This window comes from Mesorhizobium sp. B2-3-12, from assembly GCF_006442205.1.
Classification (GTDB): Bacteria; Pseudomonadota; Alphaproteobacteria; order Rhizobiales; family Rhizobiaceae; genus Mesorhizobium.
Window position 1 is genome coordinate 63092 of the sequence record NZ_VFVR01000005.1, and the last position, 26774, is coordinate 89865.

Below are 26774 nucleotides of genomic sequence, written 5' to 3' on the forward strand. Positions count from 1 at the left end.
AAGATGCCGGAACGGCCGTTTTACCAGCCAGGCGCCAGCAGCGTGGAAGGGCTGCCGCTGCTCTTGCAGATGTTTCACACCGCGCCGCTGGTGATGCTCAAGCCACATTGGCATGCCCAGGTCGAGGTGAATTTCATCGTACGCGGCAGTGTGCACTACCGCATGAACGAGCATGAGATTTCGCTTTCGGCCGGGGAGATGTGCTTTTTCTGGGGCGGCCTGCCGCATCAGATGGACGATCTCAGCGACGACGCCATCTATGCCGGCGCGCACCTGCCGCTGGTGCATTTCTTCCGGTTGCATCTGCCAGCCGACATACGCCACCGGCTGATGACCGGGGCAACGCTGGTGACCAGCGCCACCGACCAATCCGACAACGACAATTTTGCGCGCTGGAACCGCTATGCCCGCTCGGGCGATGCGGCACGGACCGAGCACGCCGTCAACGAGCTGCTGCTGCGGCTGGAGCGGGTGCGGTTCGAACCTTACAGGCTGGTGCCGGAAAACCCGGCCGGACAGGAAGCGGGCAACCCGTTCGACCAGCAATCGTCGCGCAATGTCGGGCGCATGTGCGATTTCATCGCCGAGAATTTCCTCTACGACATCGATTGCGTGAACATAGCGGCGGCCGCCGACATCCACCCCAAATACGCCATGAGCCTGTTCAAGAAATCGACCGGCATGACGCTCAACGAATATGTCAACCTGTTGCGGCTGAGCTATGCGCAGGCGCTGCTGATGCACCAGGACGCCAATGTGCTGCGCGTCGCCATGGACTCTGGCTTCGGCTCGCTCAGCGCCTTCAACAAATCCTTCCGCAAGCTCGCCGGCATGACCCCTTCCGATTTCCGCAAGGGGCTGGCAAGCGCCAGATAGGCCGGACCGCGGCGCGGAAAGCAGCGGATCGCACGGCATTTCTTTTCCTGCCGGAAATCCACATCTAGGCGCTGGACAGGCCGGATTCCCATGCTATAACCCACGCGCTTTCAAGGGGCGCCCACGGCGCTGCCATGAAATCCGGAGCACGAGTTTTCGTTAGCCGGAACAGGCCCAGATAGCTCAGTTGGTAGAGCAGCGGACTGAAAATCCGCGTGTCGGTGGTTCGAATCCGCCTCTGGGCACCATCACTTTCCTTGCCGTCTGATTTGCACGGTTTTTTGCCCCGTTTTGTCCAGCCGATTTACACCACCCCGTTTTTCTGGACACTTTTGTTCTCGGTTTCCTCCGCACCTTCCCTATCGGCAAGCAGTCCGACCGCGCTCTTGGCAATGACCTTTTGGCGCGCTGCCTTGGTGTAGCGCGTCACCTCTTTTGAGGTCTGATGCCCCGTCATCGACATGATCTGATGCTCGGTGGCGCCGCGATCGGCCATGCGGCCTGATGCTGCCTTCCGTAGGCCATGGGCGCTGCATTGCGGCAAGTTGGCTTCGTCGCACCGCTTCCGAAACCAGTTGCCGAAGCCGTTGCCAGTGAAGCCACGGCCGAACTCGGTCACCAGAAACGTCAGATCCCCGCAGGGACTGTTGTCGATGGTGAACTGCAGCCTGGGGTGGATCGGGATTTCCAACGTGATCGGTTTTTTGTTTCGACCCTTGTACTGGGTGAAGTGGAGAACGCCCTTGCGCACGTGCTGCTTGCCGAACAGCACCACATCGCTTCGGCGCTGAAGGGTGTAGAGCAGCAGGTCGAGGGCAAGGCGGGCCTTGGTGCCGACCGGATGCCGTTTCTCGAACTGCTCGACCTCTTCGATGGTCCAGGAGTGGAAGCCTTCCGACCCTGTTTTGAAATAGGCGATATCTCGGGCCGGGTTGACGGTGACAAGGTCGATCTCGGGAAGGCATGCCCATTTGAAGACCTGGCGCAGCGCCTTGACGCGGCCGTTGGCTGCTTCCTTCAGGTCGGCCTTGCGGTCGCGCAGCACGCGCACCGACTTCGCCGTAAAGGCTGGCAGGGGCATATCCTCGAAGAGCTTCGTTCCGCGCGGCTTGGTCGGCTCAGCCCAGCAGGATTCGAGAATGAGCCGGCGAACCTGGCGCGTCTTCGGGTCGAGGTGCTTGAACTCGGCCGACGCATAGTATTGCTCGCACAGCCAACGCAGAGTTCCCTTGCCGGCAAGCTTTGGACCTGTAGCGCCAATTTTGATCTCGCCTTTCAGGGCCTGATAATAGACTGTGTTGAATTCGTCGGTGCCGGGGACGCCGGGTAGCGGGATCTTCTTTGCTTTGCCGCGGCGGAAATAGAACCGGAGGATGCCATCCGTCCGATCCTCAACGATGTAGGCTGAAGCTTGCAGCCTGTTCAAGCCGCGCGCCGTCATAGTGGTGTGTTGCGCCGGGAACCCGCCAAATCAGGCGGGTTTTTTGTTGACTTCGTGGGGATCGAGCTGCGTGAGGGTCGCGGCTTCGAGGGCTACTGCGAACCTGGCATTTTGGCATATCCATTGGGATCTTTGTGGACGCCCGGCGACGGCGAGGTTTCCGCTGGCGCATTCCCACCCTGGTTTTGCTCAGGAGCGCGCTTGAACGGCGCTGTCCGCCATGAGCCCCCTGACAGGGGCGTAAGCACAAAAATTGCCAGCAGGCATAGTAAAATGGCCCCGGCCAAGACCACTCCCCACTTGAGGACCCGGCCTGTTCCCTTCTGTTCCTCTCGGCGCGATAGATTGTCTGTCATCGGGTTCACTTTCTGAATCAAGGCAATTCAGGCCCAAACTTGATGACAGCAACGATGTTCCATCTGAGCCCCCACAAGGAGACTTCTATGTCAACTCGCTATGCAACCATCATCACGGACGACGACGGCCAAGAGGTCGTTTCAAACGTAGGCACGCCGACGTGCTTCCCTGCCAGATCTTTGGCAATGCGGATTGCGCGCTCCTCGCTCTGCTGATCGGCCGGGCCGAATGCAGGGAATAGCTCGCCATCATTGCCACGATCGAAAGCGACGACGACGATGAGCTTCGGTCTCTTCTGGCTCGGAACCTGGTCAGACATGCGCCATGATAGCTGCTGGACACTTTTGCGAAAAGATCAATGATTGCGTGGGAAGCGAAACTGTCCAGCCGCGCCGCAAGGCATTGAATCTGCCTATTTTCTGTGCCTCGCCTCTGGGCACCATCTTCCCTCCCGCCACTCCCTTTCGCCGAATCCCCTACGCTTGCGCGTGTGATCTTTTCCGAGAGTATTCCGGAAATCCCGGGCCTCAGACGACGAAGAACTCCTCCACCCGCCCCTTGGCCATTCGAAGCACCGGCAGGATGTCGCGCTCCATCGCCTCGACAGAAAAGCGCGCCGACTGGGTCGAGACATTGATCGCGGCGACGATGTGGCCGGCGCGGTCGTTGATCGGTAAGGCGATCGACCGCAGCCCAAGCTCCAGTTCCTCGTCGACGATGGCGAACCCGACTGTCTTGGCCCTGGCAATGGCCTTCGCGAGCAACGGCCTCTCAACAATCGTCTTCGGCGTCCGCCGTTCGATCGTCGCCTTGCCAAGAAATGCTTCCAATTCCCCTGATGTCAGTCCTGCCAGCAGCATTCTTCCCATCGAGGTGCAATAGGCGGGCAGCCTGGTGCCGACATCAAGCGAGATGCTGACGATACGGCGGCCGGGAATGCGGGCGACATAGACGACATCCTCGCCCGACAGGATCGCCGCCGAACAAGCCTCGTTCAACTGCGCCGCCACGGCACGCATTATGGGCGTCGCGAAGGTCCACAGCGAGGCGCCTCCCAGCCAGGTGCGGGCGACAGTCAGCAGGCGCGGCGACAAGGAAAATACACGACCGGACTGGGTCGCGTAGCCGGTGGCGACCAAGGTCAGCAGGAAGCGCCGCGCGCCGGCGCGGGTCAGGCCGGCTTCCTCGGCCATCTCCGTCAGGGTCATGCCGGTGGGATGCCGGGCCAGAATCTCCATCACGCCAAGCCCACGCTCGAGCGATCCGACATGGTCACGCGAAACGGTCTCGTCGTCCAATGCCGCCTCCGGAAATCCAATGCCACCGGATTGACTCGGCGGCAGAGCTCGACGTAAAAGTATCGCATATAAAACACATGTTCGCAATACGAACTTTTTTGCAGATGCGGAGCCATTGGAATGGTCAAGTTCCTGCCCCTGAAAGAGGCTGTCGCGGAGAATTTGCATGACGGCGACACGGTGGCCTTCGAAGGTTTCACCCATCTGATCCCCACAGCCGCCGCGCATGAGGCGATCCGCCAGGGGTTTCGCGACCTGACCCTGATCCGCATGACGCCCGACCTGATCTACGATCAGATGATCGGCATGGGCATGGCGAAGAAGATTGTTTTCTCCTATGTCGGCAATCCCGGCGTCGGCTTGCTGCGGCGCGCCCGCGACGCCATCGAAAACGGTTTTCCCCGCTCGATCGAGGTCGAGGAGCACAGCCATGCCGGTATGGCCAACGCCTATGAGGCGGGCGCCGCCGGTCTGCCTTGCGCCGTGTTTCGCGGCTATCGCGGCGCCGGGCTGGTTGAGGTCAATCCGAACATCAAGTCAGTCACCTGCCCATTCACCGGCGAGGTGCTCGCGGCCGTGCCTTCGATCCGGCCTGACGTCACCTTCATCCATGCGCAGAAGGCTGACAGAAAAGGCAATGTGCTGGTCGAAGGCATCATCGGCATCCAGAAGGAAGCGGTGCTCGCCGCCAAACGCGCGGTGGTGACGGTCGAGGAAGTGGTCGACAGTTTCGACGATCTGCACCCGAATCTGACCGTGCTGCCGCGCTGGACCATCGCGGCGATCTCGGTCGTGCCGGGCGGTTCGCATCCATCCTACGCGCATGGCTACTATGTCAGGGACAATGCCGCCTATCTCGAATGGGACGAGATCGCCGGCGACCGCGAGAAATTCCAGGCCTGGATGCAGGCAAATGTGATCGAGAAGAGCGCCAATGATTTCGCCGCCCGGATCGAGCATCTGAGGAGAGCGGCATGAGCGACAATGATAGCCCCTTGGGCTTCACCCCCAATGAGATGATGACCATCGCCGCCAGCCGCGCGTTGAAAAACGACGATGTCTGCTTCGTCGGCATCGGCGCGCCATCGGCCGCCTGCAACGTGGCCCGGCTGACGCACGCGCCCGACATCACCTTGATCTACGAAAGCGGCACGATCGGTACCGCGCCCGATGTGCTGCCGCTGTCGATCGGCGATGGCGAATTGTGCGAGACGGCGGTCACCACCGTCGCGGTGCCGGAGATGTTCCGCTACTGGCTACAGGGCGGCCGCATTTCCATTGGCTTTTTGGGTGCCGCCCAGCTCGACAAGTTCGGCAACATCAACACCACCGTGATCGGCGGCTATTTCCATCCCAGGACCAGGCTGCCCGGCGGCGGCGGCGCACCGGAGATCGCGACCTCGTCGAAGGAGATCTACATCACCATGGCGCAGTCGAAGCGTGGCATGGTCGAGAAGATCGATTTCTTCACCTCCTTCGGCCATGGCGAGGGCGGCGATCATCGCAAGCGGCTGGGCATCGATACATCAGGCCCGACGCTTCTCATCACCGATCTCGCCATCTGGAAGCCGGATCCGCTGACCAAGGAATTCATTGTCGTCTCGCTGCATCCCGGCGTCACCCGTCAACAGGTGCAGGAGAGCTGTGGCTGGACGGTCAGGTTCGCCGAGGCGCTTGACGAAACGCCGGCGCCAAGCGAACTCGAACTGAAGACATTGCGCGACCTGCAGGCCCGCACCAAGGCGGCGCATGAAGGGACCGGAAAAGGGAAAGCAGCCTGACATGGCCGAGGCCTATATCTGCGACTACATCCGCACGCCGATCGGCCGCTTCGGCGGTTCGCTATCCCAGGTACGATCGGACGATCTTGGTGCGATACCGCTAAGGGCATTGGTCGAGCGCAATGCCGGCATCGATTGGCAGGCGGTCGACGACGTCGTCTATGGTTGCGCCAACCAGGCCGGCGAGGACAACCGCAACGTGGCGCGCATGGCGCTGCTGCTCGCCGGGCTGCCGAAGGAGATACCGGGTTCGACCGTCAACCGGCTGTGCGGCTCGGGCATGGACGCGCTGACCATCGCCGCGCGCGCGATCAAGGCCGGCGAAGCGGAGCTGATGATCGCGGGCGGCGTCGAATCGATGAGCCGGGCGCCCTTCGTCATGCCCAAGGCCGACGCTGCTTTTTCCCGCAATGCGGAGATCTATGACACCACCATCGGCTGGCGCTTCGTCAACCCGCTGATGAAGAAGCAGTACGGCGTCGATTCCATGCCCGAGACCGGCGAGAACGTGGCGGAAGACTTCGCAGTTTCCCGCGCGGACCAGGATGCTTTCGCCGCACGCAGCCAGGACAAGGCGGTCGCGGCACAGGCCAATGGCCGGCTGGCGAAGGAGATCACCCCGGTGACGATCCCGCAGCGCAAGGGCGACGCAGTCGTCGTCTCGAAGGACGAGCATCCCCGCGCCGGTACCACGGTCGAGACGCTCGGCAAATTGCCGACGCCGTTCCGGCAAGGCGGCACGGTGACGGCCGGCAATGCTTCCGGGGTCAATGACGGCGCGGCGGCGCTGATCGTTGCCTCGGAGGCGGCCGTGAAGACATACGGGCTGACGCCGATCGCGCGCATCCTTGGCGGTGCGGCCGCCGGTGTCGCGCCGCGCATCATGGGCATCGGTCCGGCGCCGGCAACGCAAAAGCTATGCGCGCGGCTTGGCCTGACGCCGCAACAATTCGACGTCATCGAGCTCAATGAAGCCTTCGCTTCGCAAGGCATCGCCGTGCTGCGCCAGCTTGGCATCGCCGAGGATGCCGAGCACGTCAACCCGAATGGCGGCGCCATCGCGCTCGGCCATCCCCTGGGCATGTCCGGCGCCCGCATCTCCGGCACGGCGGCACTGGAGCTGCGCGAACGCGGCGGACGCTATGCGCTGGCCACCATGTGCATCGGCGTCGGCCAAGGCATCGCCATCGCGCTGGAGCGGGTCTGACCGCTTCAGTGGGTGGTACGACTTTGCTCTCATCCGCCTTCTTGCGGATTCAATTTGCTTGGTGATCCCACAACCCTAGGGCAAACTCCCTGCCGGGGCTGCAGGAGGTGAAATGAGAGCACGCGCAGCGACGCTGGGGGATCTCGAGGATGTCTTCCATGGCCTGTCCAAACGGATGTCGGACGAGTACGCGGCGGCCGGCAAGGACAGCAAGATCGCCTACGACAATCTGATGATGAATCTGAAGGAAGGCCGGGCGCACGCACTGGTCGAGGGCGACAAGGCCGTGGCGATCATTGCCTGGCATGAGAACAGCGACGCGGCCGATACGCTGTTTGCCGCGCAGGAGGATTTCTTCCGCGGCTCGACCGTGCGCTTCTGCAAGCGGCACATCAGGCATATCCAGGCGCTTGCCGGGAACCTGCCCATCCACTCGCGCAGCTGGCTGCAGGGGCCCGACGTCGCCCGATGGTTCGGCATTATCGGCTATGACGAGCGCGGCCAGGAAAACGGCGCCAAGCTGTTCGAACTGCTGCCGGCGCGCTGAACAGAAATTTACCGCACCGCGAACGCCGCCTGCACCGCGCGATTGACGGTCACCGGCAGGATCGACATGTGGTTCTCGCCGGCGTGCAGCTCGAAACTCGCCCGCAGGCCCGGCAGCGCGTCGAGGCGTTCCGCCATCGCCCGCGCGAATTCGTCGGTGCGGATCAGTTTCTTCTGCTGCAGGCGCTTTTCCTCGTCTTCCGCGCCGATCTGGAACGGCGCCAGCTTTTCAGTCTCGTATTCGCCGGCCGACAGGATCACGTCAGCCTCCAATCCTTCTGGTATGGCGATTTCGAATGGCTTCAGGAAGCGGTCGATGGCGCGGTCTTCCCAGTAGATGGCCGGGCTGGCGGCGATGAAGGTACGGAACGAAAGCGGGCGCGTGAACAGGGCGTAGAGCGCGAACAGGCCACCGAAGGAGTGACCGTAAAGTGCCTGGCGGCTGGTATCGATTCTGACCCGGCTGGCGACCCAAGGCTTCAGCTCATCCTCGATGAAGGCCAGGAACTCCCCTGCCCCGCCGGTCCTGACTTCCGGTGTGCCTTCGTAGAAGGGCGGGTAGGTCTGGCCCGGTGGGGGTCCCAGGTCCCAGGAGCGGCGCAGCGGGTCGTAGGCGCCCTCGACGGGATAGCCGATGGCGACGATGACGCCCCAGCCGACGTTGGTGCCGGCGGGATAGAAGGCCTGCGCGCGCATGGCGTCGACCGCCGTTGCGATGACGGCATTGCCGTCGGTCATGTAGAGCACCGGCCAGCCGGTCTCGGGCGCCGGGCCGGAGGGCACATGGATGAAGACCCGCCAGGGGGCGCCACCATAGGCCGGAACGAAATCGTGAGCAGTGGTGTCGGCGATCAAAGCGGGCGTCGACTTGGACATGAATATCTCCACAGGGACAAACGTCAGCGGCGGCGCAGCAGCCACATCAGGACGGGGCCGCCGATCAGCGTCGCGACGAGGCCGGCCGGGATCTGGCGCGGGAAGATGGCGGTGCGGCCGATCCAGTCGGCACAGACCATGATCAGGGCGCCGGCGAGCACCGCGCCGATGGCTTGCGGCAGCGCGCGTGACAGGCCGAGGCGTCGGGCCAGGTGCGGCGCCATCAGGCCGATGAAGGTCAGCGGCCCGACGACAAGCGTCGAGGCGGCGGTGAGTGCGGCGACCATCAGGAGCACCAGCAGCCGTGTTGCCTTGAGGTTGACGCCGAGACTTTGAAGCGCGGCGGATCCGAGTGGCAGCATGTCCAGCCAGCGCATGAAGAGTGGGGTCGCCAGGAACAGGCAAAAGGCCGTCGTCGAGGTCAAAAGCGCCGAGCCCGCGTCGATGCCATAGGTCGAACCCGTGAGCCAGTTGAGCAGCAGCATGGCGCGCGGATCGCCGGTGGCGGTCAGCACCAGGATCAGCGCGTCGAACAGGGCCGTCAGAGCGACGCCGGCAAGCAGCAGCCGCTCCGGCGCATAGGCGGCGCGACGGCCGATCGCCAGCGTCACCAGAAGGGCGGCGAAGGCGCCGATCGTGGCGGCCACGGTCTGCACCGGCCGGCTGGCGTCGGCCAGCCCGAACAGCGCCACCATCATGCCAAGTGCCGCGCCGGCGCTGATCCCGAGCACTTCGGGACTTGCCATTGGATTGCCGGTCAGCCGCTGCATCATCAAACCGGCCAGCGCCAGCATCGCGCCGGCGGCAAGCGCCGCGGACACTCTGGGCAGCCGCCAGGACAACAAGGGTTGCAGCTGATCGCTGGACGCGAATGTCCAGCCATCTGGCCCCGGTGCATAGAGCAGCGCCAGCACGAGCATCAGAAGCAGGACGCCAGCGATCGCCGCCAGCACCAGGCCCGGCCTTGTCGTTCTGGGCAACCGCTCGACGGTGAGGGCCGGCGCTTCCGTCCCAAGCGCGAGTCGGGGCAGAAGCCACAGCAGCAGCGGCGCGCCGAGAAGCGCGGTCATCGCGCCGGTCGGCAGCAGGTCGCCCTGCGGCCCGGTCGCCACCTGCACCCCCTGATCGGCGGCCCACAGCAGTGCCGCGCCGATCAGCGGCGCCATCACCAGTTGCTGGCCAAGCCGGCGGGCGCCGCCGATGCGCGCGAGCGTGGCGGCTGCGAGACCGACGAAGCCGATGACGCCGACGGCGGCAACGACGAAGGCGATCAGGGCGACCGCCGCCGCCAGGCCGGCGAAGCGATAGACACCGAGCGGAACGCCGAGGCTGCGCGCGCCTTCGTCGTCGAGGCCAAGCAAGGTCAGCGGGCGCACCATCAGGCCGATCGCCAGCGCGGCACCGCCAAGGCGCGGCAGAAGCCACAGCGTCGCCGACCAGTCCTGCTGGCCGAGCGAACCAGCGCCCCAGAGGAACAGGCTGGCCAGCCATTCATGCCGAAGCACCACCAGCGCGGCACCGATGGCGCCGGCATAAAGGCTGACGACCAGCCCGGCGAGCACGACCGAAAGCGGCGACAGGCCCTTGTGCCAGGAGAGCGCCAGGACCGCGGCAAGGGCCGTGAAAGCGCCGGCAAGCGCCACCCATTCGCGGCCGTGGGCCAACAGGGAGGGCGCCAGGAGCGTCGCCAGCGCCAGCGCCAGATAGGCACCGGCCGAAACGCCGACGGTCTCCGGCGAGGCGAGCGGGTTGCGCAGAACCTGCTGCAGCACCGCGCCGGCCAAACCAAGCGCCGCGCCACAGAGAAGGCTGACGGCAAGCCTTGGCAGGAAGGCGTAGTGAACGAGCACCTGCCTGATATCTTCAACATCGGGATTTGCGAGCGCATCCGGCCAACGCGCCGCCGGCAATTGCACGCTCATGTTGGAGAGGGTCGCGGCGCTGGCCGCGCAGACAAGTACGACGCAGAGCAGCATCGCGCCCAGAGGATACTTGTCTGGCATGCGGGACGGCGAGGATTGGCCGCGCATGAGGCTGGCATCGTCGGGCAAGATTGCTTGCTGCTCAGCCACGGGCGGTCTCCGCCATCAGCGCCCGGGCCAGCAGCCGGGCAAAGCGGCGCGCCGAGGGCAGCGTGCCGAACATCAGCACCGCGGGCAGGCGCATGATCGAGCGGTTGCGCACGAACGGCATGGCGTTCCAGACCGGGCTCTCGGTCAGTGTACCTGTTGCCCCTTCAGGCAAGGGTTCGAGATAGGCAAGGCGTGCGTCGTAGGACGTCGCCAGGCCGTCGATGCCGACGGTCGCAAATCCCCAGTAATTGGTCTCGCCGGTCCAGGCATTGCGGATGCCGATGCGGTCAAACACCGCCTGGAACAGGCTTTTTTCGCCATAGACGCGAACATTGCGCGGATCGAGGAAGCTGAGGACATAGACCGGCCGTGCCGAAAGCGGTTCCAGCTGCTGCTTGATGGTTGAGAAATGGGCCGCCGTCGCCGCGATGAGCGCCTCGCCTTCACTTTCCTTGCCGACAAGCCTGGCCAGTTGCCGGGTCGCCTCGACGGCGCGCTGATAGGGCTGACCGTCCGGCGTATAGATGCCGATCGTCGTCACAGGCGCGACGCGTTCAAGCAGCGGCCTGATGCCGTCGAGAAAAGGGATGGAGAGGATGATGTCGGGACGAAGCTGCTGCAGGAATTCGAGATTGGGCTCCAGGATCGTGCCGATATCGGCGACCTCGGGCGGCAGCGACGGCTCGACGACCCACTTTTCCCAGACCGCGCGGTCGGCGACGGCGATCGGCGTGACGCCGAGCATGAGCAAAGTCTCCGCCAGCCCGTCATCGAGGCAGACGATGCGCAGCGGCTTCGCCTTGGCTGGCGGCGTCACCATGCCGGCCAAAGGCAAGGTGAACAGCGCGAGCGCGCGGCGGCGTGTGATCAGGCCGTGCGGGCGATTTGCCTCTCCTGGCCGGGGTCGATGGTCTGTGTTCAACTTGTCTTGCCTGTTTGCCGGGACCTGGTCTTCGGCGACCGATCCCGGTTGACTATAAAACAGGATATTTCCAGTCAAGTTTTAAGACGAGATGGGAGGCGACAAATGCGAGGGACGCAGGTGACGCGAACCGGCAACAGCTCCGGAAATCCGTCAGCAAACCATCGCCAAAAACGGGCCGAAGCCGGTGCCGGGCGCATCCGCCACAGCGCGATCGGGTTGCACTCGGCAGGCGTTGATGGTTTGTTGCCGGTCAGCGGAGATCAAGTGATGCGAGAATCCATGGGTCAAGACGAATACGGGTCGGCGAACCCCTTCGATCCGGACGACCTGCCGAATCTGAACGCAATCGGTCCAGCCATGGGCGGCGGCAACGACTTCGAGAAATACGCGGTCGCCGTGATCATCGTGTTCGGCGCCCTGATCATCGGCGGGCTGATGGCCGCGTCGATGACGTTCGGCCATCGCAACGGCTTCCTCTTCGCCCTCGGCGGCGCCACGTCAGCCTGGATTTCCGGCAATGCGCTTCTGCTCGACCGGCCGCGCATCTACGCGCTGTTCGTCGGCATTGCCGCCTTGATGCTGATTGCATCGACCATCACACTGGTGACCTGACGGCACTTGCCGGTCCCGAAAGGCGGAGTCCGGCTTCGCCGCTCAGGGAACGGGCTTACCGCCTGTCAGTATCCGAGCGCCTCGCCCGATGCCGCGCGGCTGTCGATGGCACCATTGTAACGCGCGCCGCCGCCCTTCTCGATTTCGGCCAGGCTCTTGCCGCCGACGAGAATGCCCGCCGCCTGGCCCCAGCTCTGGTCGGCCAGATCGAGGTGGTAGCCCATGCCGGCCAGCAGCCTTTCGGTGTCCGGCGACAGGCCGAACGGCTCGATATAGACGGTGTCGGGCAGCCATTGGTGATGAATGCGCGGCGCGTCGATCGCCTCTTGGATGTTCATGCCGTGGTCGATGACGTTGACGATCGCTTCCAGCGTGATGTTGATGATGCGCGAGCCGCCCGGGCTGCCGATGACCATGAACGGCCTGCCGTCCTTGGCCACGACGGTCGGGCTCATCGAGGACAGCGGCGTCTTCTTCGGCTGGATGGCGTTGGCTTCGCCCTGAACGAGGCCATAGAGGTTGGGCACGCCGGGCTTCTGGGTGAAATCGTCCATTTCGTTGTTGAGCAGGATGCCGGTGCCATCGGCAACGACGCCGGCGCCGAACGAGCCGTTCAGCGTGTAGGTGACCGCGACCGCGTTGCCCTCCTTGTCGATGATCGAATAATGCGTGGTCTCCTTCGACTCGCCAAATCCCTTCGGCATCAGGTCCTGCGACACGCCGGCCCGGAATGGATCGATCTTGTCGCGGATGTCCTTGGCGTAGCCCTTGTCGAGCAGTTTCGAGACCGGATTGTCGACGAAATCGGGATCGCCGAGCGCCGAATTGCGGTCGACATAGGCGTGGCGCATCGCCTCGACCATGACATGGACGGTCTCGGCCGATCCGGCGCCGAGATAGGAAAGCGGATAGCCTTCCAGCACGTTGAGGATTTCGCAGATGATGACGCCGCCGGAGCTCGGCGGCGGCGATGAGATGATCTCGTAGCCGCGATAGGAGCAGGTGACGGGCTTCAGTTCGCGCACCGCGTATTGCTCGAAATCGCCCTTGGCCAGGATACCGCCCTTGGCGCCGCTCGCCTTGACGATGGCGTCGGCGATAGCGCCCTTGTAGAAGGCATCGGGCCCTCTCTCGGAAATGGCCGACAGCGAGGCGGCAAGGTCGGGCTGAACCAGCTTCTCGCCAATGCCGTATGGCTTGCCGTCGGGTTTGAGGAAGATGGCCGCCGCCGCCGGATCCTTCGCCAGCCTGTCGGCGCCGCCGGCGAATGACGCCGCATCGCCCTGGTTGAGGACGAAGCCATCCCTGGCATAGGCGATCGCCGGCGCCATCAAATCCTGCCTGGACAAGGTGCCGTATTTCTCGCGCGCCATTTCGAAACCGGCGACCGAACCCGGCACGCCGACCGCCAGATAGCCGTCGAGGCTGGCACCCTTCACCGGGTTGCCGCCCTTGTCGAGATACATGGTCTTGGTCGCCGCAAGCGGCGCCCGTTCGCGGAAATCGAGGAAGGTCGATTTGCCGTCCTTGAAGCGGATGGTCATGAAGCCGCCGCCGCCAATATTGCCGGCATTGGGATAGACGACGGCCAAGGCGTAGCCGACGGCGACAGCCGCATCGACGGCATTACCGCCCTTCTTCAACACCTCGACGCCGACTTCCGAAGCCAGATGCTGGGCCGTGACAACCATGCCGTTCTCGCCCTTGGCCGGGGCCGGCGAGGCGGCGAAGACGCCGGCGGATGGTGTGAAGGCAAAGGTGATCGAAAGGCTGACGGCAATGAGCGTCCGGCGGGTGAGGTGCATGGCGGGACTCCTAAGCGGGGACGGCCTAGGAAAGACCTTCGGAAGGCGTTAGTCCAATAACAATTGAATAAGCGCGTGAGAGACCCCCTCACCCGGATTGCCAAGTCGAATTGCAAGAGCAATTCGGGCAATCCGACCTCTCCCCAAGGGGAGAGGAGCTTGCGCCGGCGCTGACCTCTTCTCCCTCGGGGAGAAGGTGGCCGCGAAGCGGCCGGATGAGGGGGAGTGGCTCGACCTCAGACGATTCCGCCGCCACCGCCAGCGACTGCAGGCCGTTCGGCCGCGACCTTGGCACGGTAGCCTGCCGCCCGGTAGGCGGCGACCGGATCGATGGCGCCGCCGGTCTTTAGCCGCGCCATGGCCAGGATCGGTTCGACATCGGTGCGGTAGGCTACTTTAAGCGTCTGCGTCGCCATCAGCGCGTCATTGCCCTCCTGAAACCCTTCGAGCGCCTTGCGATCGACCAGCAGCGCCTGCGCATAGGCGCGCTGCACCTCGACCGCCGACAGCATCAGGCTCTCGATCGGATCGGTGACGTTGTGGCTCTGGTCGAGCATGTGGGCGGGGTCGAACCCCTCGGCACCGGACAGTTCGGCGTCGACCAGTTCGTTGAAGACCAGGAACAGCCGGTAGGGATCGATCGAACCGGCGTCGAGATCGTCGTCGCCATATTTCGAATCGTTGAAATGGAAGCCGCCGAGTTTCTTGAACTGGATCAGCCGCGAAACGATCATCTCGATGTTGACGTTGGGTGCGTGGTGGCCGAGGTCGACCAGGCAGAAGGCCTTGTCACCCAATTCCTTCGATATGATGTAGTTGGTGCCCCAGTCCTGCACCACCGTGGAATAGAAGGCCGGCTCGTACATCTTGTGTTCGGTGAACAGCTTCCAGTCGGCCGGCAGGCCGGCATAGACCTCCCGCATGGCGTCGAGATAACGCTCGAACGCCTTGGCGAAATTGACCTGGCCGGGGAAATTCGAACCGTCGCCGATCCACACCGTCAGGGCCTTGGAGCCAATCGTCTTGCCGATCTCGATGCATTCGAGATTGTGCTCGACCGCTTGCCGGCGAGCGCCGGCATCGGCATGCGACAGCGACCCGAACTTGTAGGAATGCTCCTGGTCCTTCGCGTCGGAAAAGGTGTTGGAGTTCATGGCGTCGAAACCGAGGCCGAAGCGGGAGGCCGCCTGCTTCAGGCGGTTCGGATCGGCCTTGTCCCATGGGATGTGCAGGGAGACGGTCGGGGTCGCCTGCGTCAACTGCTTGATGACGGCGCAATCCTCGATCTTGTCGAAGACATCGCGCGGCTCGCCGGCGCCGGGAAAGCGGGCAAAGCGCGTTCCACCGGTGCCGACACCCCAGGAGGGGATCGCCACCGCGAATTTCTCGACCTTGTCGCGGATGGCGTCGACGGCGATGCCTCGGCGGTCGAGGCGTTCGCCGAGCGAGGCATAGTCACGCTCGAGGTCGGCCTCGCGCGCTGCGTTACTGCTGGCGACGATGTCGGCGGAGATGATCAATTCGGACACTGCTGTTCCTCCCGGTATTCGCACGGCTGGCGCCGCCCCTCATCCGCCCTTCGGGCACCTTCTCCCCGTAGAACGGGGAGAAGGAAAGCTTAGCGCGTAAAGCTCTGCGCGTTGCCGGCGTCGACGTTGATGATGTTGCCGGTCGATTTGGCCGACATGTCGGAGGCGAGGAAATAGATCGCCTCGGCGATGTCTTCCGGGAAGACGGAGCGCTTCAGCATCGAACGCGAGCGGTAATGTTCTTCCAGATCGTCGGTCGACATCTTGTAGGCGGCGGCGCGCTGTTCCTTCCACTCGCCGGTCCAGATTTTCGAGCCGCGCAGCACCGCGTCCGGGTTGACGACATTGACCCTGATCTGGGCTTCCGCCCCTTCCAGCGCCAGACAGCGCGCGAGGTGGATCTCGGCGGCCTTGGCGGTGCAATAGGCTGATGCGTTGGGCGATGCGGCAAGGCCGTTCTTGGAAGCGACGAAGACGATGTTGCCGCCGATCTTCTGTACCCTGAACAGCCGGAACGCTTCGCGCGAGACCAGGAAATAGCCGGTCGACAGGATGTCCATGTTCTTGTTCCACAGCGCCAGCGTCGTCTCCTCGATCGGCGCCGAGGAGGCGAGCCCCGCATTGGAGACAAGGATGTCGATGCCGCCGAACTCGACCGCGGTCTCGGCGAAGCCGGCGACGACCTGATCCTCCGAGGTGACGTTGATGAGAACCGGCCGGACGAAATCCTTGCCATAGGCCTTTGCCAGTTCCTCATTGGCGCTGGCGAGCGCCGCCTCGTCGATATCGGCCAGCACGACGCAGGCGCCTTCGCGCAACAGCCGGTTGGCCGTGGCGCGACCGATGCCGCCGGCGCCGCCGGTGACCACCGCGATCTGGCCAGCGAGCGACTTCGGCTTTGGCATGCGCTGCAGCTTCAGGTCCTCGAGCAGCCAGTATTCGATGTCGAACGCTTCCTGCGCGGGCAAGCCTACATAGGACGACACGGTCGAGGCACCGCGCATGACGTTGATGGCGTTGACGTAGAATTCGCCCGAGATGCGCGCCGTCGCCTTGTCGCCGGCGAAGGTGAACATGCCGACGCCGGGCATCAGGTAGACCACGGCATTGGGATCGCGGATGGCGGGCGAATCCGGATGCTTGCAGCTATCGTAATAGGCCTGGTAGCCGACGCGATATTCGGCAATGTCGTCGGCGAGGCGCGCGATGACGGCGTCGACATCGGGCTTCGCCGGATCGAACTCGATCACCAGCGGCCGGATCTTGGTGCGCAGGAAATGGTCCGGGCACGAAGTGCCGAGTGCCGCCAGCGGGCGCAAATTCCTTGAGTTGACGAATTCGAGCACGGCGGCCGAATCGTCGAAATGACCGAGCTTGTGGCTCTTTTCCGAGATCAGCCCGCGGATTTTCGGCATCAGCTTGGCGGCAATCGCGCGACGCGCGGTAGCGTCGAGCGCCTTCACCACCTCGCCACCGAAGATCGCCACGCCTTCGGAGCGGCGCTCGAACCACTCGATCGCCCGGTTGATCACCGCGATTGTCGTTTCGTAGCATTGCTTCGGGGTATCGCCCCAGGTGAACAGGCCATGGCTTTCGAGGATGACGCCTTTGGCGGCAGGGTGTTCGACGCAGAATTTCTCCAGCCACAGGCCAAGTTCGAAGCCCGGCCGTTTCCACGGCAGCCAGCCGATGGCATCGCCGAAGATTTCCTTGGTCAGCGCCCTGGAATCCTTCGCGGCGGCGATGGCGATGATGGCATCGGGATGCATGTGGTCGACGAAAGGCTTCGGCACGTAAGCGTGCAGCGGCGTGTCGATCGAGGCCGCGCGTGGATTGAGGTTGAAGGTGCAGTGGGGCAGATACCCCACCATCTCGTCTTCGTGCTCGACGCCGCGATAGAGGCCCTTCAGCGCCTGCAGCTTGTCCATGTAGAGCGTGGCGAAGCCGTCAAGCTTGATCGAGGCGCTGTCGCCCCCCGAGCCCTTCACCCATAGTACTTCCACGTCCTGGCCGGTGAGCGGATCCTTCTGCCGGATCTTCGATGACGTATTGCCGCCGCCATAATTGGTGACGCGCTTGTCGGAACCGAGCGTGTTCGAGCGATAGACCAGCAGCTCGGGACCACTCATCCCCTGCACTTTCGCATCATCCCAAAGATTGGCGAGGCGCGAGCCGGAGCGCTTGTCGAGCATAGATATCCTCCCTGGGGACGCGAAAAGGCGCGGTCCATTTGGCCGGGAATGTCTACGCAAGCAGGCGGCTTGTCAATCACAAACGATCAACATCGATCATATTGCACTGCACAATGAAATTATATGATCGGAAATGATTGACACTGCTCGTTTTGGGTGCCTAGATGGCCAGGCAGGGAGGAACCATGCACGAAAAAGAGCGCCACAGGATCATTCTGTCCGCCGTCCAGGAAAAACCTGTGGTGACGGTGCAGGAGATGGTCGACCTGACGGAGTCCTCCGAGGCGACGATCCGGCGCGACATCGCGGCTCTCCACGTGCAGAAACGCCTGCGCCGGGTGCGCGGCGGCGCCGAGGCGATCTCGCCGCCGCAGTTCATCGGGCTGGCCGGTCGGCCCTTCTCCGTCAACGAAACGCTCAATGCCTCGCAGAAGCGCGCCATCGCTCGAGAAGCGGTCGAACTGTGCACGGACGGCGAGCCGATCATCATCAATGGCGGCACCACCACCTTCCAGATGGTGCATTTCCTGACCGGGCGCCGCATGCCGATCTTCACCAATTCGTTCCCGATCGCCGAGCACCTGCTCAAACACTCCAAGAACACGGTGATGCTGTCGGGCGGCACGATCTACCGCGAGCAGAACATCATCCTGTCGCCGTTCGACAATGACGTGACGCGCAATTTCTACGCACGCCGCATGTTCATGGGTGCTCAAGGGCTGGGGCCGCTCGGCCTGATGGAAGGCGATCCGCTGCTGATCCAGGCGGAGCAGAAGCTGATCGACCAGGCCGACGAACTGGTGGTGCTGGTCGATTCCTCGAAATTCCGCAAACGCTCCAGCCTGATCCTGTGTGGTCTTTCGCGCATCGCCACCGTCATCACCGATGACGGCATCGAGGATCGCGAAGCCAAGATGCTGGAGACCGCGGGGGTGACGCTGATCGTCGCCCGCAAGTCGACAAAGGAAGAATCTTCACTGCAGGCCTGAGACCAACTCACGTCCGCGGCGGCGATGGAAATGCAACGCTCAAGGGAGGATATCAGATGAGCTTCTTGAAGAAATTGATGGTGACCGCGGCCTTCTCGGCCGCCATGTTCGTGAATGCCGCCTACGCGGAAAACGTCAAGATCGCGCTGGTGGTGAAGTCGCTCGGCAACGGCTTCTTCGATGCCGCCAACAAGGGCGCCGAAGAGGCCGCCAAGGAACTCGGCGACGTCGATATCATCTACACCGGCCCGACCAAGGCGACCGCCGAGGCACAGATCGAAGTGGTCAATTCGCTGATCGCGCAGAAGGTCAACGCCATCGCGATTTCCGCCAATGACGCCGACGCGCTGGTGCCGGTGCTGAAGAAGGCCATGGAGCGCGGCATCACCGTCATCTCCTGGGATTCGGGCGTCGCCAAGGAAGGCCGCCAGCTTCACCTCAACCCGTCCGACACCGGCCTGATCGGCGAGACCATCATCAAGCTCGCCGCCGACTATCTGCCGGAAGGCGGCGACGTCGCCATCCTGTCGGCCTCCTCGACCGCGACCAACCAGAATTCGTGGATCGAAGCGGCCAAGAAAGTGCTGCCGGAGAAGTTCCCCAAGATCAAGCTCGTCGCCACCGTCTATGGCGATGACGATTCGGCCAAGAGCACCGACGAAGCCAAGGGCCTGTTGAAGTCCTATCCGAACCTCAAGGCGATCATCGCGCCGACCACCGTCGGCGTCGTCGCCGCCGCCCAGGTCGTCACCGACGAGAACCTGATCGGCAAGGTCAACGTCACCGGCCTGGCGCTGCCGTCCGAGTTCAAGAAGTTCATCGACAACGGCGCCTCGCAGGCCGTGGCTCTCTGGAACCCGATCGACCTCGGCTATTCCGCCGTCTACCTCGCCCATGACCTGGCGGTGAAGAAGGAAGAAGCCAAGCCCGGTGCGACGCTGTCGATCGGCCGTGTCGGCAAGGTGACGCTCGACGACACCAACTCGGCCGCGATGGCTCCGCCCTTCCAGTTCGACAAGAGCAACATCGAAAAGTTCTCCAAGATCTATTGATCTCCGAGTTCTCAAGCTGACGCGGCGGGACTCACGTCCCGCCGCGTCTTCAAACGGACCTAGAGCGGTTCAGCGTTTGATGGAATCGCCGACCCGCTCTAACTCTTTGTTTTCACGCAATTCCGGACGGAAAACCGTTACACGCTTTTCCTGGAATTGCTCTAGTTTCAGGGCTTGATACGGATATGGACACGACGGCCCGACACAGCGAGACGCAGGAGCGGCCTCCGGCCTCGGCTCCACGCCTGACGCTGTCCGGCATCTCGAAAAGCTTTCCCGGTGTCCGCGCCCTGCACAATGTCAGCCTGTCGCTCTATCCGGGCCAGGTGACCGCGCTGATCGGCGAGAACGGCGCCGGCAAATCGACGCTGGTCAAGATCATGACCGGCATCTACCAGCCCGACGCAGGCACGATCAGCATCGACGGCCAGGCCGTCACCTTGCCAAGCGCGCACGCCGCCTTCGGAATTGGCGTCACCGCCATCCATCAGGAGACCGTGCTGTTCGACGATCTCAGCGTCGCCGAAAACATTTTTCTCGGCCATGCGCCGCGCAGCCGCTTCGGCACCATCGACTGGCGCACAATGCGCAACAATGCGCGCGAAGTTCTCGACACCATGCATGCCGGCCATATCGACGCCGATGCACGGCTCAGGGATCTCGGCATCGCCAACAAGCATCTCGTCGCCGTCGCGCGCGCCATGTCGATCGACTCTCGGATCGTCATCATGGACGAGCCGACGGCCGCCCTTTCGATGAAGGAGATCGAGGAGCTGTTCCTGCTCATCGATTTCCTCAAGGAGCAGGGCAAGGCGATCCTGTTCATCAGCCACAAGTTCGACGAGATCTACCGCATCGCCGACCGCTACACCGTGTTTCGCGACGGCGAGATGGTCGGCGAAGGGCTGATCAGGGATGCCGGCCAGAGCCAGATCGTGCGCATGATGGTCGGCCGTTCGGTCGACCATATCTTCCCGCAGCGCAAGGCCGAGATCGGCGCGCCGGTGCTTTCCGTTTCCGGCCTGTCACATCCGACCGAGTTCAGGGATATCGGCTTCGATCTGCACAAGGGCGAAATCCTCGGCTTCTATGGCCTCGTCGGCGCCGGGCGCAGCGAGGTCATGCAGGCGATTTCAGGCATCACCCGCATATCAGGCGGCACGATCACGCTGGAAGGCAAGGCGATCGCGCCGAAATCGGCGGCGGATTCGATCGAGGCCGGCATCGTCTACGTGCCGGAGGAACGCGGCAAGCAAGGCGTGGTGATCGGCCTGCCGATCTTCCAGAATGTTTCGCTGCCATCGCTCGCCCGCACCTCCAAGTCGGGCATGCTGCGGCTGGCGGAGGAGTTTTCGCTGGCCCGCTCCTACACCGAGCGGTTGGATTTGCGCGCCTCTTCGCTCAGCCAGGATGTCGGTACGCTTTCGGGCGGCAACCAGCAGAAGGTGGTCATCGCCAAATGGCTGGCGACGACACCCAAGGTGATCATCCTGGACGAGCCGACCAAGGGCATCGACATCGGCTCCAAGGCCGCCGTGCACGGCTTCATGGCCGAGCTGGTGGCGCAGGGCCTGTCGGTGATCATGGTGTCATCCGAACTGCCGGAAATTCTTGGCATGTCCGACCGCGTCGTCGTCATGCGCGAAGGCCTGATCGCGGCGGTCTACGACAATAAGGGACTGGACGCCGAGACGTTGGTCCGGACGGCAGCGGGGATCGCGGCATGAAGGCTTTGCTCAAATACCGCGAAATCTGGCTGCTGGCCGCCATCGCCGTGCTGATCGGGCTGATCTCGACGCGCTTTCCGGCCTTCGCCGACCCAGGCAATCTGCGGCAGGTGTTCAACGACACCTCGATCCTGATGATCCTGGCGCTCGGCCAGATGGTGGTCATCCTGACCCGCTCCATCGACCTGTCGATGGCCTCGAACCTGTGCTTCACCGGCATGGTGGTGGCGATGCTGAACGCCGCCCATCCGGCGATCCCGATCCCGCTGCTGATCGTGATCGCACTTGCCGTAGGGCTGGTGCTCGGCGCCATCAACGGTCTTCTGGTGTGGCGGCTCAACATCCCATCGATCGTGGTGACGCTGGGCACGCTCACCATCTATCGCGGCGCCACTTTCGTCATTTCGGGCGGCGCCTGGGTCAATGCCGACAAGATGAGCCCGGACTTCATCGGCTTCCAGCGCGCCGCTTTGCTCGGCATTCCCGTGCTGTCCTGGATCGCCATGCTGGTCATCGCGCTGTTCTTCGTCCTGATGACGCGTACCGCGCTCGGCCGCTCGATCTATGCGATCGGCGTCAATCCGACGGCATCGGTCTATACCGGCATCGATGTCGGCCGCACGAAATTCATCGTCTTCTGCATCTCCGGCATGATCGGCGGCCTCGCCGGCTATCTCTGGATCTCGCGCTACGTAATCGCCTCGGTCGAGGTCGCCAACGGCTATGAGCTCAACATCATCGCCGCCTGCGTCATCGGTGGCATCTCGATCGCCGGCGGCATCGGTTCGGTCGGCGGCGCGGTGCTCGGCGCATTGTTCCTCGGCATCATCTCCAACGCGCTGCCTGTCATCAACATCTCGCCCTTCTGGCAGATGGCGATCTCGGGCAGCGCCATCATCCTGGCCGTCGTGCTCAACGCGCGCGGCGAACGCCAGCAGGGCCGCATCATCCTGAGGAAAGTGGAGGCGGCATGACCGACGTTCCCGTCCCGCGCCACATTCCCGACCGGCTCGACAAGCCGCTCTCCTCGGCGATCTTTTCCTGGGAAGCGCTGCTGGTCGTGGTGGCCATCGCCATCTTCGCCATCAACAGTTTCGCCTCGCCCTATTTCCTCGACCCTTATTCGCTTTCGGACCTGACCTTCAATTTCACCGAGAAGGGCCTGATCGCCTTTGCCATGGCGTTGCTGATCATTTCGGGCGAGATCGACCTGTCGGTGGCCGCAATCATCGCACTCGCCTCGACCATGATGGGCATGGCGGTGCAGGCCGGCGCTGGCACGCCGGTGCTTGTCTTGATCGGCATCGGCGTCGGCCTCGGCTGCGGCGCCTTCAACGGGCTCCTCGTGACGCGCCTCGGCCTGCCGTCCATCGTCGTCACCATCGGCACGATGAGCCTGTTTCGTGGCATCGCCTTCATCATCCTCGGCGATCAGGCCTACAAGGGCTATCCAGAAAGCTTCGCCTTCTTCGGCCAGGGTTATGTCTGGTGGGTGGTGTCGTTCGAACTGGTGCTCTTTCTCATCGCGGCCGTCGTCTACTGGTTTGTGCTGCACCGCACGAGTTTCGGCCGCCGTGTCTTCGCCATCGGCAACAATCCGATCGCGGCGCAGTTTTCCGGCGTGCGCGTCGGCCGCACAAAATTCATCCTGTTTTGCCTGACCGGGCTGATGTCGGGCATCGCCTCGGTGCTGATCACCTCGCGGCTCGGCTCGACGCGGCCGTCGATCGCGCAGGGCTACGAGCTCGAGGTGATCACCATGGTGGTGCTTGGCGGCGTCTCGATCCTTGGCGGCGCCGGCAGCATTGTCGGCGTGGTGCTTGCCGCCCTGATCATGGGGCTGGTGACATTTGGTCTGGGCCTGCTCAACGTGCCCGGCATCGTCATGTCGATCTTCATCGGCCTGCTCCTGATCATCGTCATCGCCCTGCCGATCGTCTGGCGGCGGCTGCGCGGGAGACGCCTGGCCTGATGTCCGAGAAATACGCATTCAAGATGACGCTCAAACCCGACATGAAGGCCGAGTACAAAAAGCGTCATGACGAAATCTGGCCGTCGCTGGTCGCGCTGCTGAAACAGGCCGGCGTTTCCGACTATTCGATCCATCTCGACGAAGACACCAACATCCTGTTCGGCGTGCTGTGGCGGCGCGACGATCACGGCATGGCCGATCTGCCCAGCCATCCGGTGATGCAGCGCTGGTGGGCCCACATGGCCGATGTCATGGAGACGAAGGCGGACAACGAGCCAGTGGCTGTGCCGTTGGAAACCGTGTTCCATATGGAATGAGCACGCTCCGCCACATCGCCGTTATCGATATCGGCAAGACCAACGCCAAGGTGGCGCTGGTCGATCTCGCCACATTGAGCGAGGTGGCGCTGCGCCGCATGCCGAACGCGCCGGTGCGGCAGGCGCCCTACCCGCATCACGATGTCGAAGCGCTGTGGGCGTTCATCCTCGACAGTCTCGCCGACCTCAACCGCGACCAGCGCATCGACGCGATTTCCATTACCACCCATGGCGCGACCGGCGTGCTGGTCGACGCCACGGGCGAGCTGGTGCTGCCTGTGCTCGACTATGAATTCGACGGACCCGACGGGCTCGCGGCGGACTATGACGCGATCCGCCCGCCTTTCGCCGAGACCGGCACCCCGCGCCTGCCGCTCGGCCTCAATCTCGGCGCGCAATTCTTCTGGCAGCAGCAAAGCTTCCCGACGCAGTTCGCGAAGGTCGCCGCGATGCTGATGTACCCACAATACTGGGCGCTGCGCCTGACCGGCGTCGCCGCCAATGAGGTGACGTCGCTCGGCTGCCACACCGATCTGTGGAACCCTTGGACAGCAGATCTTTCGGCGCTGGTCGACCGGCTGGGCTGGCGCGGCCTGATGGCGCCCGTGCGACCTGCCAGGGACCGTCTTGGCTCGGTCCTGCCCGTGCTTGCGCAGCGCACCGGGCTCGATCCTCTAACGCCCGTCTTTTGCGGCCTGCACGATTCCAACGCCTCCCTGCTGCCGCATCTCCTGGCCGACAAACCGCCTTTCTCGGTCGTCTCGACCGGCACCTGGGTGGTGTCGATGGCGGTCGGCGGCAGGACGGTGGCGCTCGACCCTGCAAGGGATACGCTGGTCAACGTCAATGCGCTCGGCGACCCCGTGCCCTCGGCGCGTTTCATGGGCGGCCGGGAATTCTCGCTGCTGACCGAAGGCGCGGCGCAGGACTGGACCGACAACGACGTTGTCGCCGTGCTGGCGCGCAGGACCTTGCTTTTGCCTTCGACCCAGCAAGGCTCGGGGCCGTTTCCGCATCATGCGGCCGCATGGCGCAAGGGCGAGGCCATCCCTCCCGGCCAGCGCTTTGCCGCCATCTCCTTCTACCTGGCGCTGATGACAGCGACGTGCCTCGACCTCATCGGCGGCGATGGCCCGACCACCGTCGAGGGACCTTTTGCGCGCAACCAATTGTTCACACGGATGCTCGCCGCGAGCACTGGCCGTGCGGTCATCGCATCGCAAGCCGCGACCGGCACCAGCATCGGGGCCGCTCTGCTGGCATCGGATCAGGGAGCCGCGCATGGCAAGGGCCAGACACAAGAGCCCCCGGTCGATCCGGCCTGGGCGGAGTATGCGCGCGCGTGGCGGACGGCGGTCGAGGCAGTTGGGTAATCAGAGGATCCGCTTGCCGAAGGCCGACATGACGAAGTTGATGGTGTCGCTGCCGATCCTGGGTTCAAGATCGGTGGCCAGGCCGGAGACATCCATCGACAGCAGCCCGCCGGACAGCGCGATCGCCTCCATTGCCTGATGCGTTTCGCGCACGGTGAGGCCGCCGGAACCAGCCGCCCAGCCGGCGAATTCGGTCGCCGTGGGCGAATAGCTGACATGAAAACCTTGTGTGCCGGAGGTGGCGATGCGGATCGCCTCGTGCATCAGGTCGCGCATGCCCATGGCGTCGATATCGGTCATGGTGAAGGCCGAGACGCGCGAATCCTTCAGCACCCGCGCTTCCGCCGGATCGGCATGGCGCAGCCCGACGATGACGACGTTTTCCGGCGACAGCCGCGGCTGCAGCGCGCCCGCCTTGTGGTCGAGCCCAAGCGTACGCGCCAGCACGGACGCCTCCGGCAGATCGATGCCTTCCTCTTCTTCCGGCATGAGGGCGGCGATGGAATCGACCCAGATCAGGCCGAAGGAGTGTGTCGCGCGCGCGGTCGTCGTCAGCGCCTTGTGAGCGATGCGCCGGTCAGCGCCAGCGGTCAGCCGGATCAGGCCCGAGGGCGGCCGGTCGATATCGGCCAGTTCGACGACATCGAAATTCATCGCTTCCAGCCGAGCACCGGTGCCTTCCCTGGCCAGGATGCCGGCGGCCCCAGGCTCGGCCGTGATCTGCACCATCTTGCGGCCGGAAAAGTCGGCGACATCGTGCATCGGGGCCTTTTCGACATATTCCGAGGTCATCGCCAGCAGCATGGCGCCATAGCTCATGCGGAAGGCGACGCGGTCGCCGACGGCCGGCGGCGGATCGGCGTCCTGCACATCGAGCAGCAGATGGTCGCTGGAGGCGCCGAGCACCCGTATCCCCTTTGCGATCGGCGTCAGCCCTTCGACCAGCACGTCCTCGCGGCCGATATTGGCGATGGCGCGCAGCCTGTCGCCTTCGTCTGGAAAGACCGGCTGGTTGCCGAACGCATCGTAGCCCGACATGCCGATCGGCCGTGACGGCTTTAGCTTGACCTCGATGACGTCACTGGTCAGCCGACAGGCATCGGGTTCGAGTTCGGCCCATGGCACATCGCGAAAAGTCTCGACGCCGCCCTGCAGGATCGCCTCGCCGACCCTGAGATTATTGATGCCGGCCGGCAATTTGCCTTCGAGCAACAGCGGCAGCGACGACGAGGCGCCGCCGGAGATGAAGTCCAGGCTTTTTCCTGACAGACGCTCGGTCTTGTAGGCATGGGCGACGAGCTGGCCGAGATTTTCCTGGGTCGGCATGATGGCGCCGAAGCAGCCGAGATTGGTGCCGATGCCGGCGATGCGCACGCCCTTCATGTCCAGAATCTGCTCGACCGTGGGGATGAGGTCGTTCGGCCAGATGCCTTCTCTGAGATCGCCGAGATCGATCATCAGCATGATGTCGTGGACACGGCCCATGCGCTCGGCGATGCGCGAGATCTCGCGGATGATGGTCAGTTCCGACTGCAGGCTGACGTCGACGGTGCGCACCACCTCCTCGACGCGCGCCATCGGCGGACTGCGCAACAGCATGATCGGCGCCGATATGCCGCTGGCGCGCAGCCGGCGGATATTTTCGAAGCGGGATTCGGCAATGCCGGCCACCCCACCGCGCAGCATGGCGCGCGCCACTTGCGGCATGCCGCATGTGCCCTTGGTAACGCCGAACACCTTGATGCCAGAAAGCGCGCAGCGGTCGACGATGGTGCGGGCGTTGCGCTCGATGCGGCCAAGGTCGATGGCGACTTGCGGTCCCGACAT

General features: G+C 63.7%; 23 protein-coding genes and 1 tRNA gene. 14 read left to right on the plus strand and 10 right to left on the minus strand.

The genetic code is table 11. The annotated features are described in order from the left end of the window. Nucleotides 1-3 precede the first annotated feature (3 nt). Nucleotides 4-876, plus strand: a complete 873-nt coding sequence (locus FJ948_RS16140) for a helix-turn-helix domain-containing protein (RefSeq protein WP_140706029.1) — start codon at nucleotides 4-6, stop codon at nucleotides 874-876. Between the two features lie 172 nt (nucleotides 877-1048). Next, a tRNA-Phe gene (locus FJ948_RS16145) sits at nucleotides 1049-1124 on the plus strand. Nucleotides 1125-1180: 56 nt separating this feature from the next. On the opposite strand, the gene FJ948_RS16150 is transcribed toward FJ948_RS16145, so the two are convergent. From FJ948_RS16150 to FJ948_RS16165, 3 genes are all read right to left on the minus strand, one after another. Further along, nucleotides 1181-2317, minus strand: coding sequence for a site-specific integrase (locus tag FJ948_RS16150; protein WP_140706031.1), 1137 nt, complete (start codon nucleotides 2315-2317; stop codon nucleotides 1181-1183). Between the two features lie 454 nt (nucleotides 2318-2771). Beyond that, on the minus strand, nucleotides 2772-2993 hold the full coding sequence (locus tag FJ948_RS16160; RefSeq protein WP_140706034.1) for a hypothetical protein: 222 nt from the start codon (nucleotides 2991-2993) through the stop codon (nucleotides 2772-2774). Between the two features lie 208 nt (nucleotides 2994-3201). Continuing rightward, nucleotides 3202-3972: an IclR family transcriptional regulator C-terminal domain-containing protein gene (locus FJ948_RS16165; protein ID WP_140706036.1), complete on the minus strand. Its 771-nt coding sequence runs from the start codon at nucleotides 3970-3972 to the stop codon at nucleotides 3202-3204. Between the two features lie 120 nt (nucleotides 3973-4092). On the opposite strand from FJ948_RS16165, the gene FJ948_RS16170 reads away from it, so the two are divergent. The 4 genes from FJ948_RS16170 to FJ948_RS16185 all read left to right on the plus strand — a co-directional run bounded on the left by FJ948_RS16170 (nucleotide 4093) and on the right by FJ948_RS16185 (nucleotide 7507). Continuing rightward, on the plus strand, nucleotides 4093-4950 hold the full coding sequence (locus FJ948_RS16170) for a CoA transferase subunit A (RefSeq protein WP_140706038.1): 858 nt from the start codon (nucleotides 4093-4095) through the stop codon (nucleotides 4948-4950). Then, the gene (locus tag FJ948_RS16175) at nucleotides 4947-5753 is read left to right on the plus strand and encodes a CoA-transferase subunit beta (RefSeq protein WP_140706040.1); all 807 of its coding nucleotides are present in this window, start codon (nucleotides 4947-4949) and stop codon (nucleotides 5751-5753) included. The genes FJ948_RS16170 and FJ948_RS16175 overlap by 4 nt, the downstream gene beginning before the upstream one ends. A gap of 1 nt (nucleotide 5754) precedes the next feature. After that, entirely contained in the window at nucleotides 5755-6960 is a 1206-nt protein-coding gene (gene pcaF, locus FJ948_RS16180; RefSeq protein ID WP_140706579.1) for a 3-oxoadipyl-CoA thiolase, read from the plus strand. Between the two features lie 112 nt (nucleotides 6961-7072). Continuing rightward, nucleotides 7073-7507: a hypothetical protein gene (locus tag FJ948_RS16185; RefSeq protein ID WP_140706041.1), complete on the plus strand. Its 435-nt coding sequence runs from the start codon at nucleotides 7073-7075 to the stop codon at nucleotides 7505-7507. Between the two features lie 8 nt (nucleotides 7508-7515). Here the strand turns inward: FJ948_RS16185 and FJ948_RS16190 are convergent, their stop codons facing one another. The 3 genes from FJ948_RS16190 to FJ948_RS16200 are packed head-to-tail and all read right to left on the minus strand — an operon-like array spanning nucleotide 7516 to nucleotide 11376. Continuing rightward, on the minus strand, nucleotides 7516-8382 hold the full coding sequence (locus FJ948_RS16190; protein WP_140706043.1) for an alpha/beta hydrolase-fold protein: 867 nt from the start codon (nucleotides 8380-8382) through the stop codon (nucleotides 7516-7518). 23 nt (nucleotides 8383-8405) lie between these two features. Beyond that, complete coding sequence (fhuB, locus tag FJ948_RS16195; protein WP_246677542.1) at nucleotides 8406-10412, minus strand: Fe(3+)-hydroxamate ABC transporter permease FhuB; 2007 nt, start codon at nucleotides 10410-10412, stop codon at nucleotides 8406-8408. Nucleotides 10413-10446: 34 nt separating this feature from the next. Further along, a complete protein-coding gene (locus tag FJ948_RS16200; RefSeq protein WP_246677536.1) occupies nucleotides 10447-11376 on the minus strand; it encodes an ABC transporter substrate-binding protein in 930 nt (309 codons plus the stop codon). A gap of 360 nt (nucleotides 11377-11736) precedes the next feature. Here FJ948_RS16200 and FJ948_RS30995 point away from each other — a divergent pair, with 360 nt between their 5' ends. Further along, complete coding sequence (locus FJ948_RS30995) at nucleotides 11737-11991, plus strand: hypothetical protein (RefSeq protein WP_171883371.1); 255 nt, start codon at nucleotides 11737-11739, stop codon at nucleotides 11989-11991. A gap of 65 nt (nucleotides 11992-12056) precedes the next feature. Here FJ948_RS30995 and ggt read toward each other — a convergent pair whose 3' ends face one another. The 3 genes from ggt to FJ948_RS16220 form a co-directional block, all read right to left on the minus strand. Beyond that, nucleotides 12057-13796 (minus strand): gamma-glutamyltransferase, encoded by a 1740-nt coding sequence (gene ggt, locus FJ948_RS16210; protein ID WP_140706046.1) that lies wholly within the window; start codon nucleotides 13794-13796, stop codon nucleotides 12057-12059. A gap of 236 nt (nucleotides 13797-14032) precedes the next feature. Further along, the gene (gene rhaI, locus FJ948_RS16215; protein WP_140706048.1) at nucleotides 14033-15325 is read right to left on the minus strand and encodes an L-rhamnose catabolism isomerase; all 1293 of its coding nucleotides are present in this window, start codon (nucleotides 15323-15325) and stop codon (nucleotides 14033-14035) included. A gap of 89 nt (nucleotides 15326-15414) precedes the next feature. After that, on the minus strand, nucleotides 15415-17517 hold the full coding sequence (locus tag FJ948_RS16220) for a bifunctional rhamnulose-1-phosphate aldolase/short-chain dehydrogenase (RefSeq protein ID WP_140706050.1): 2103 nt from the start codon (nucleotides 17515-17517) through the stop codon (nucleotides 15415-15417). A 185-nt stretch (nucleotides 17518-17702) separates the two neighbouring features. Here FJ948_RS16220 and FJ948_RS16225 point away from each other — a divergent pair, with 185 nt between their 5' ends. The 7 genes from FJ948_RS16225 to FJ948_RS16255 all read left to right on the plus strand — a co-directional run bounded on the left by FJ948_RS16225 (nucleotide 17703) and on the right by FJ948_RS16255 (nucleotide 24947). After that, nucleotides 17703-18506, plus strand: a complete 804-nt coding sequence (locus FJ948_RS16225; protein WP_140706052.1) for a DeoR/GlpR family DNA-binding transcription regulator — start codon at nucleotides 17703-17705, stop codon at nucleotides 18504-18506. A gap of 56 nt (nucleotides 18507-18562) precedes the next feature. Next, nucleotides 18563-19558 carry a rhamnose ABC transporter substrate-binding protein gene (gene rhaS / locus FJ948_RS16230; RefSeq protein ID WP_135861998.1) on the plus strand — a complete coding sequence of 332 codons (996 nt, stop codon included), beginning with the start codon at nucleotides 18563-18565 and terminating at the stop codon, nucleotides 19556-19558. 185 nt (nucleotides 19559-19743) lie between these two features. Next, nucleotides 19744-21285: a sugar ABC transporter ATP-binding protein gene (locus FJ948_RS16235; protein ID WP_140706053.1), complete on the plus strand. Its 1542-nt coding sequence runs from the start codon at nucleotides 19744-19746 to the stop codon at nucleotides 21283-21285. Further along, a complete protein-coding gene (locus FJ948_RS16240) occupies nucleotides 21282-22259 on the plus strand; it encodes an ABC transporter permease (protein WP_140706054.1) in 978 nt (325 codons plus the stop codon). Before FJ948_RS16235 ends, FJ948_RS16240 begins: the two co-directional genes overlap by 4 nt. Next, the gene (locus FJ948_RS16245; protein ID WP_140706056.1) at nucleotides 22256-23257 is read left to right on the plus strand and encodes an ABC transporter permease; all 1002 of its coding nucleotides are present in this window, start codon (nucleotides 22256-22258) and stop codon (nucleotides 23255-23257) included. The genes FJ948_RS16240 and FJ948_RS16245 overlap by 4 nt, the downstream gene beginning before the upstream one ends. Then, nucleotides 23257-23574 (plus strand): L-rhamnose mutarotase, encoded by a 318-nt coding sequence (gene rhaM, locus FJ948_RS16250; protein WP_140706058.1) that lies wholly within the window; start codon nucleotides 23257-23259, stop codon nucleotides 23572-23574. Before FJ948_RS16245 ends, rhaM begins: the two co-directional genes overlap by 1 nt. Beyond that, nucleotides 23571-24947 carry an FGGY-family carbohydrate kinase gene (locus FJ948_RS16255; protein WP_140706060.1) on the plus strand — a complete coding sequence of 459 codons (1377 nt, stop codon included), beginning with the start codon at nucleotides 23571-23573 and terminating at the stop codon, nucleotides 24945-24947. The genes rhaM and FJ948_RS16255 overlap by 4 nt, the downstream gene beginning before the upstream one ends. Here FJ948_RS16255 and FJ948_RS16260 read toward each other — a convergent pair whose 3' ends face one another. Then, a complete protein-coding gene (locus FJ948_RS16260) occupies nucleotides 24948-26774 on the minus strand; it encodes an alanine racemase (protein WP_140706062.1) in 1827 nt (608 codons plus the stop codon). It lies immediately after the preceding gene.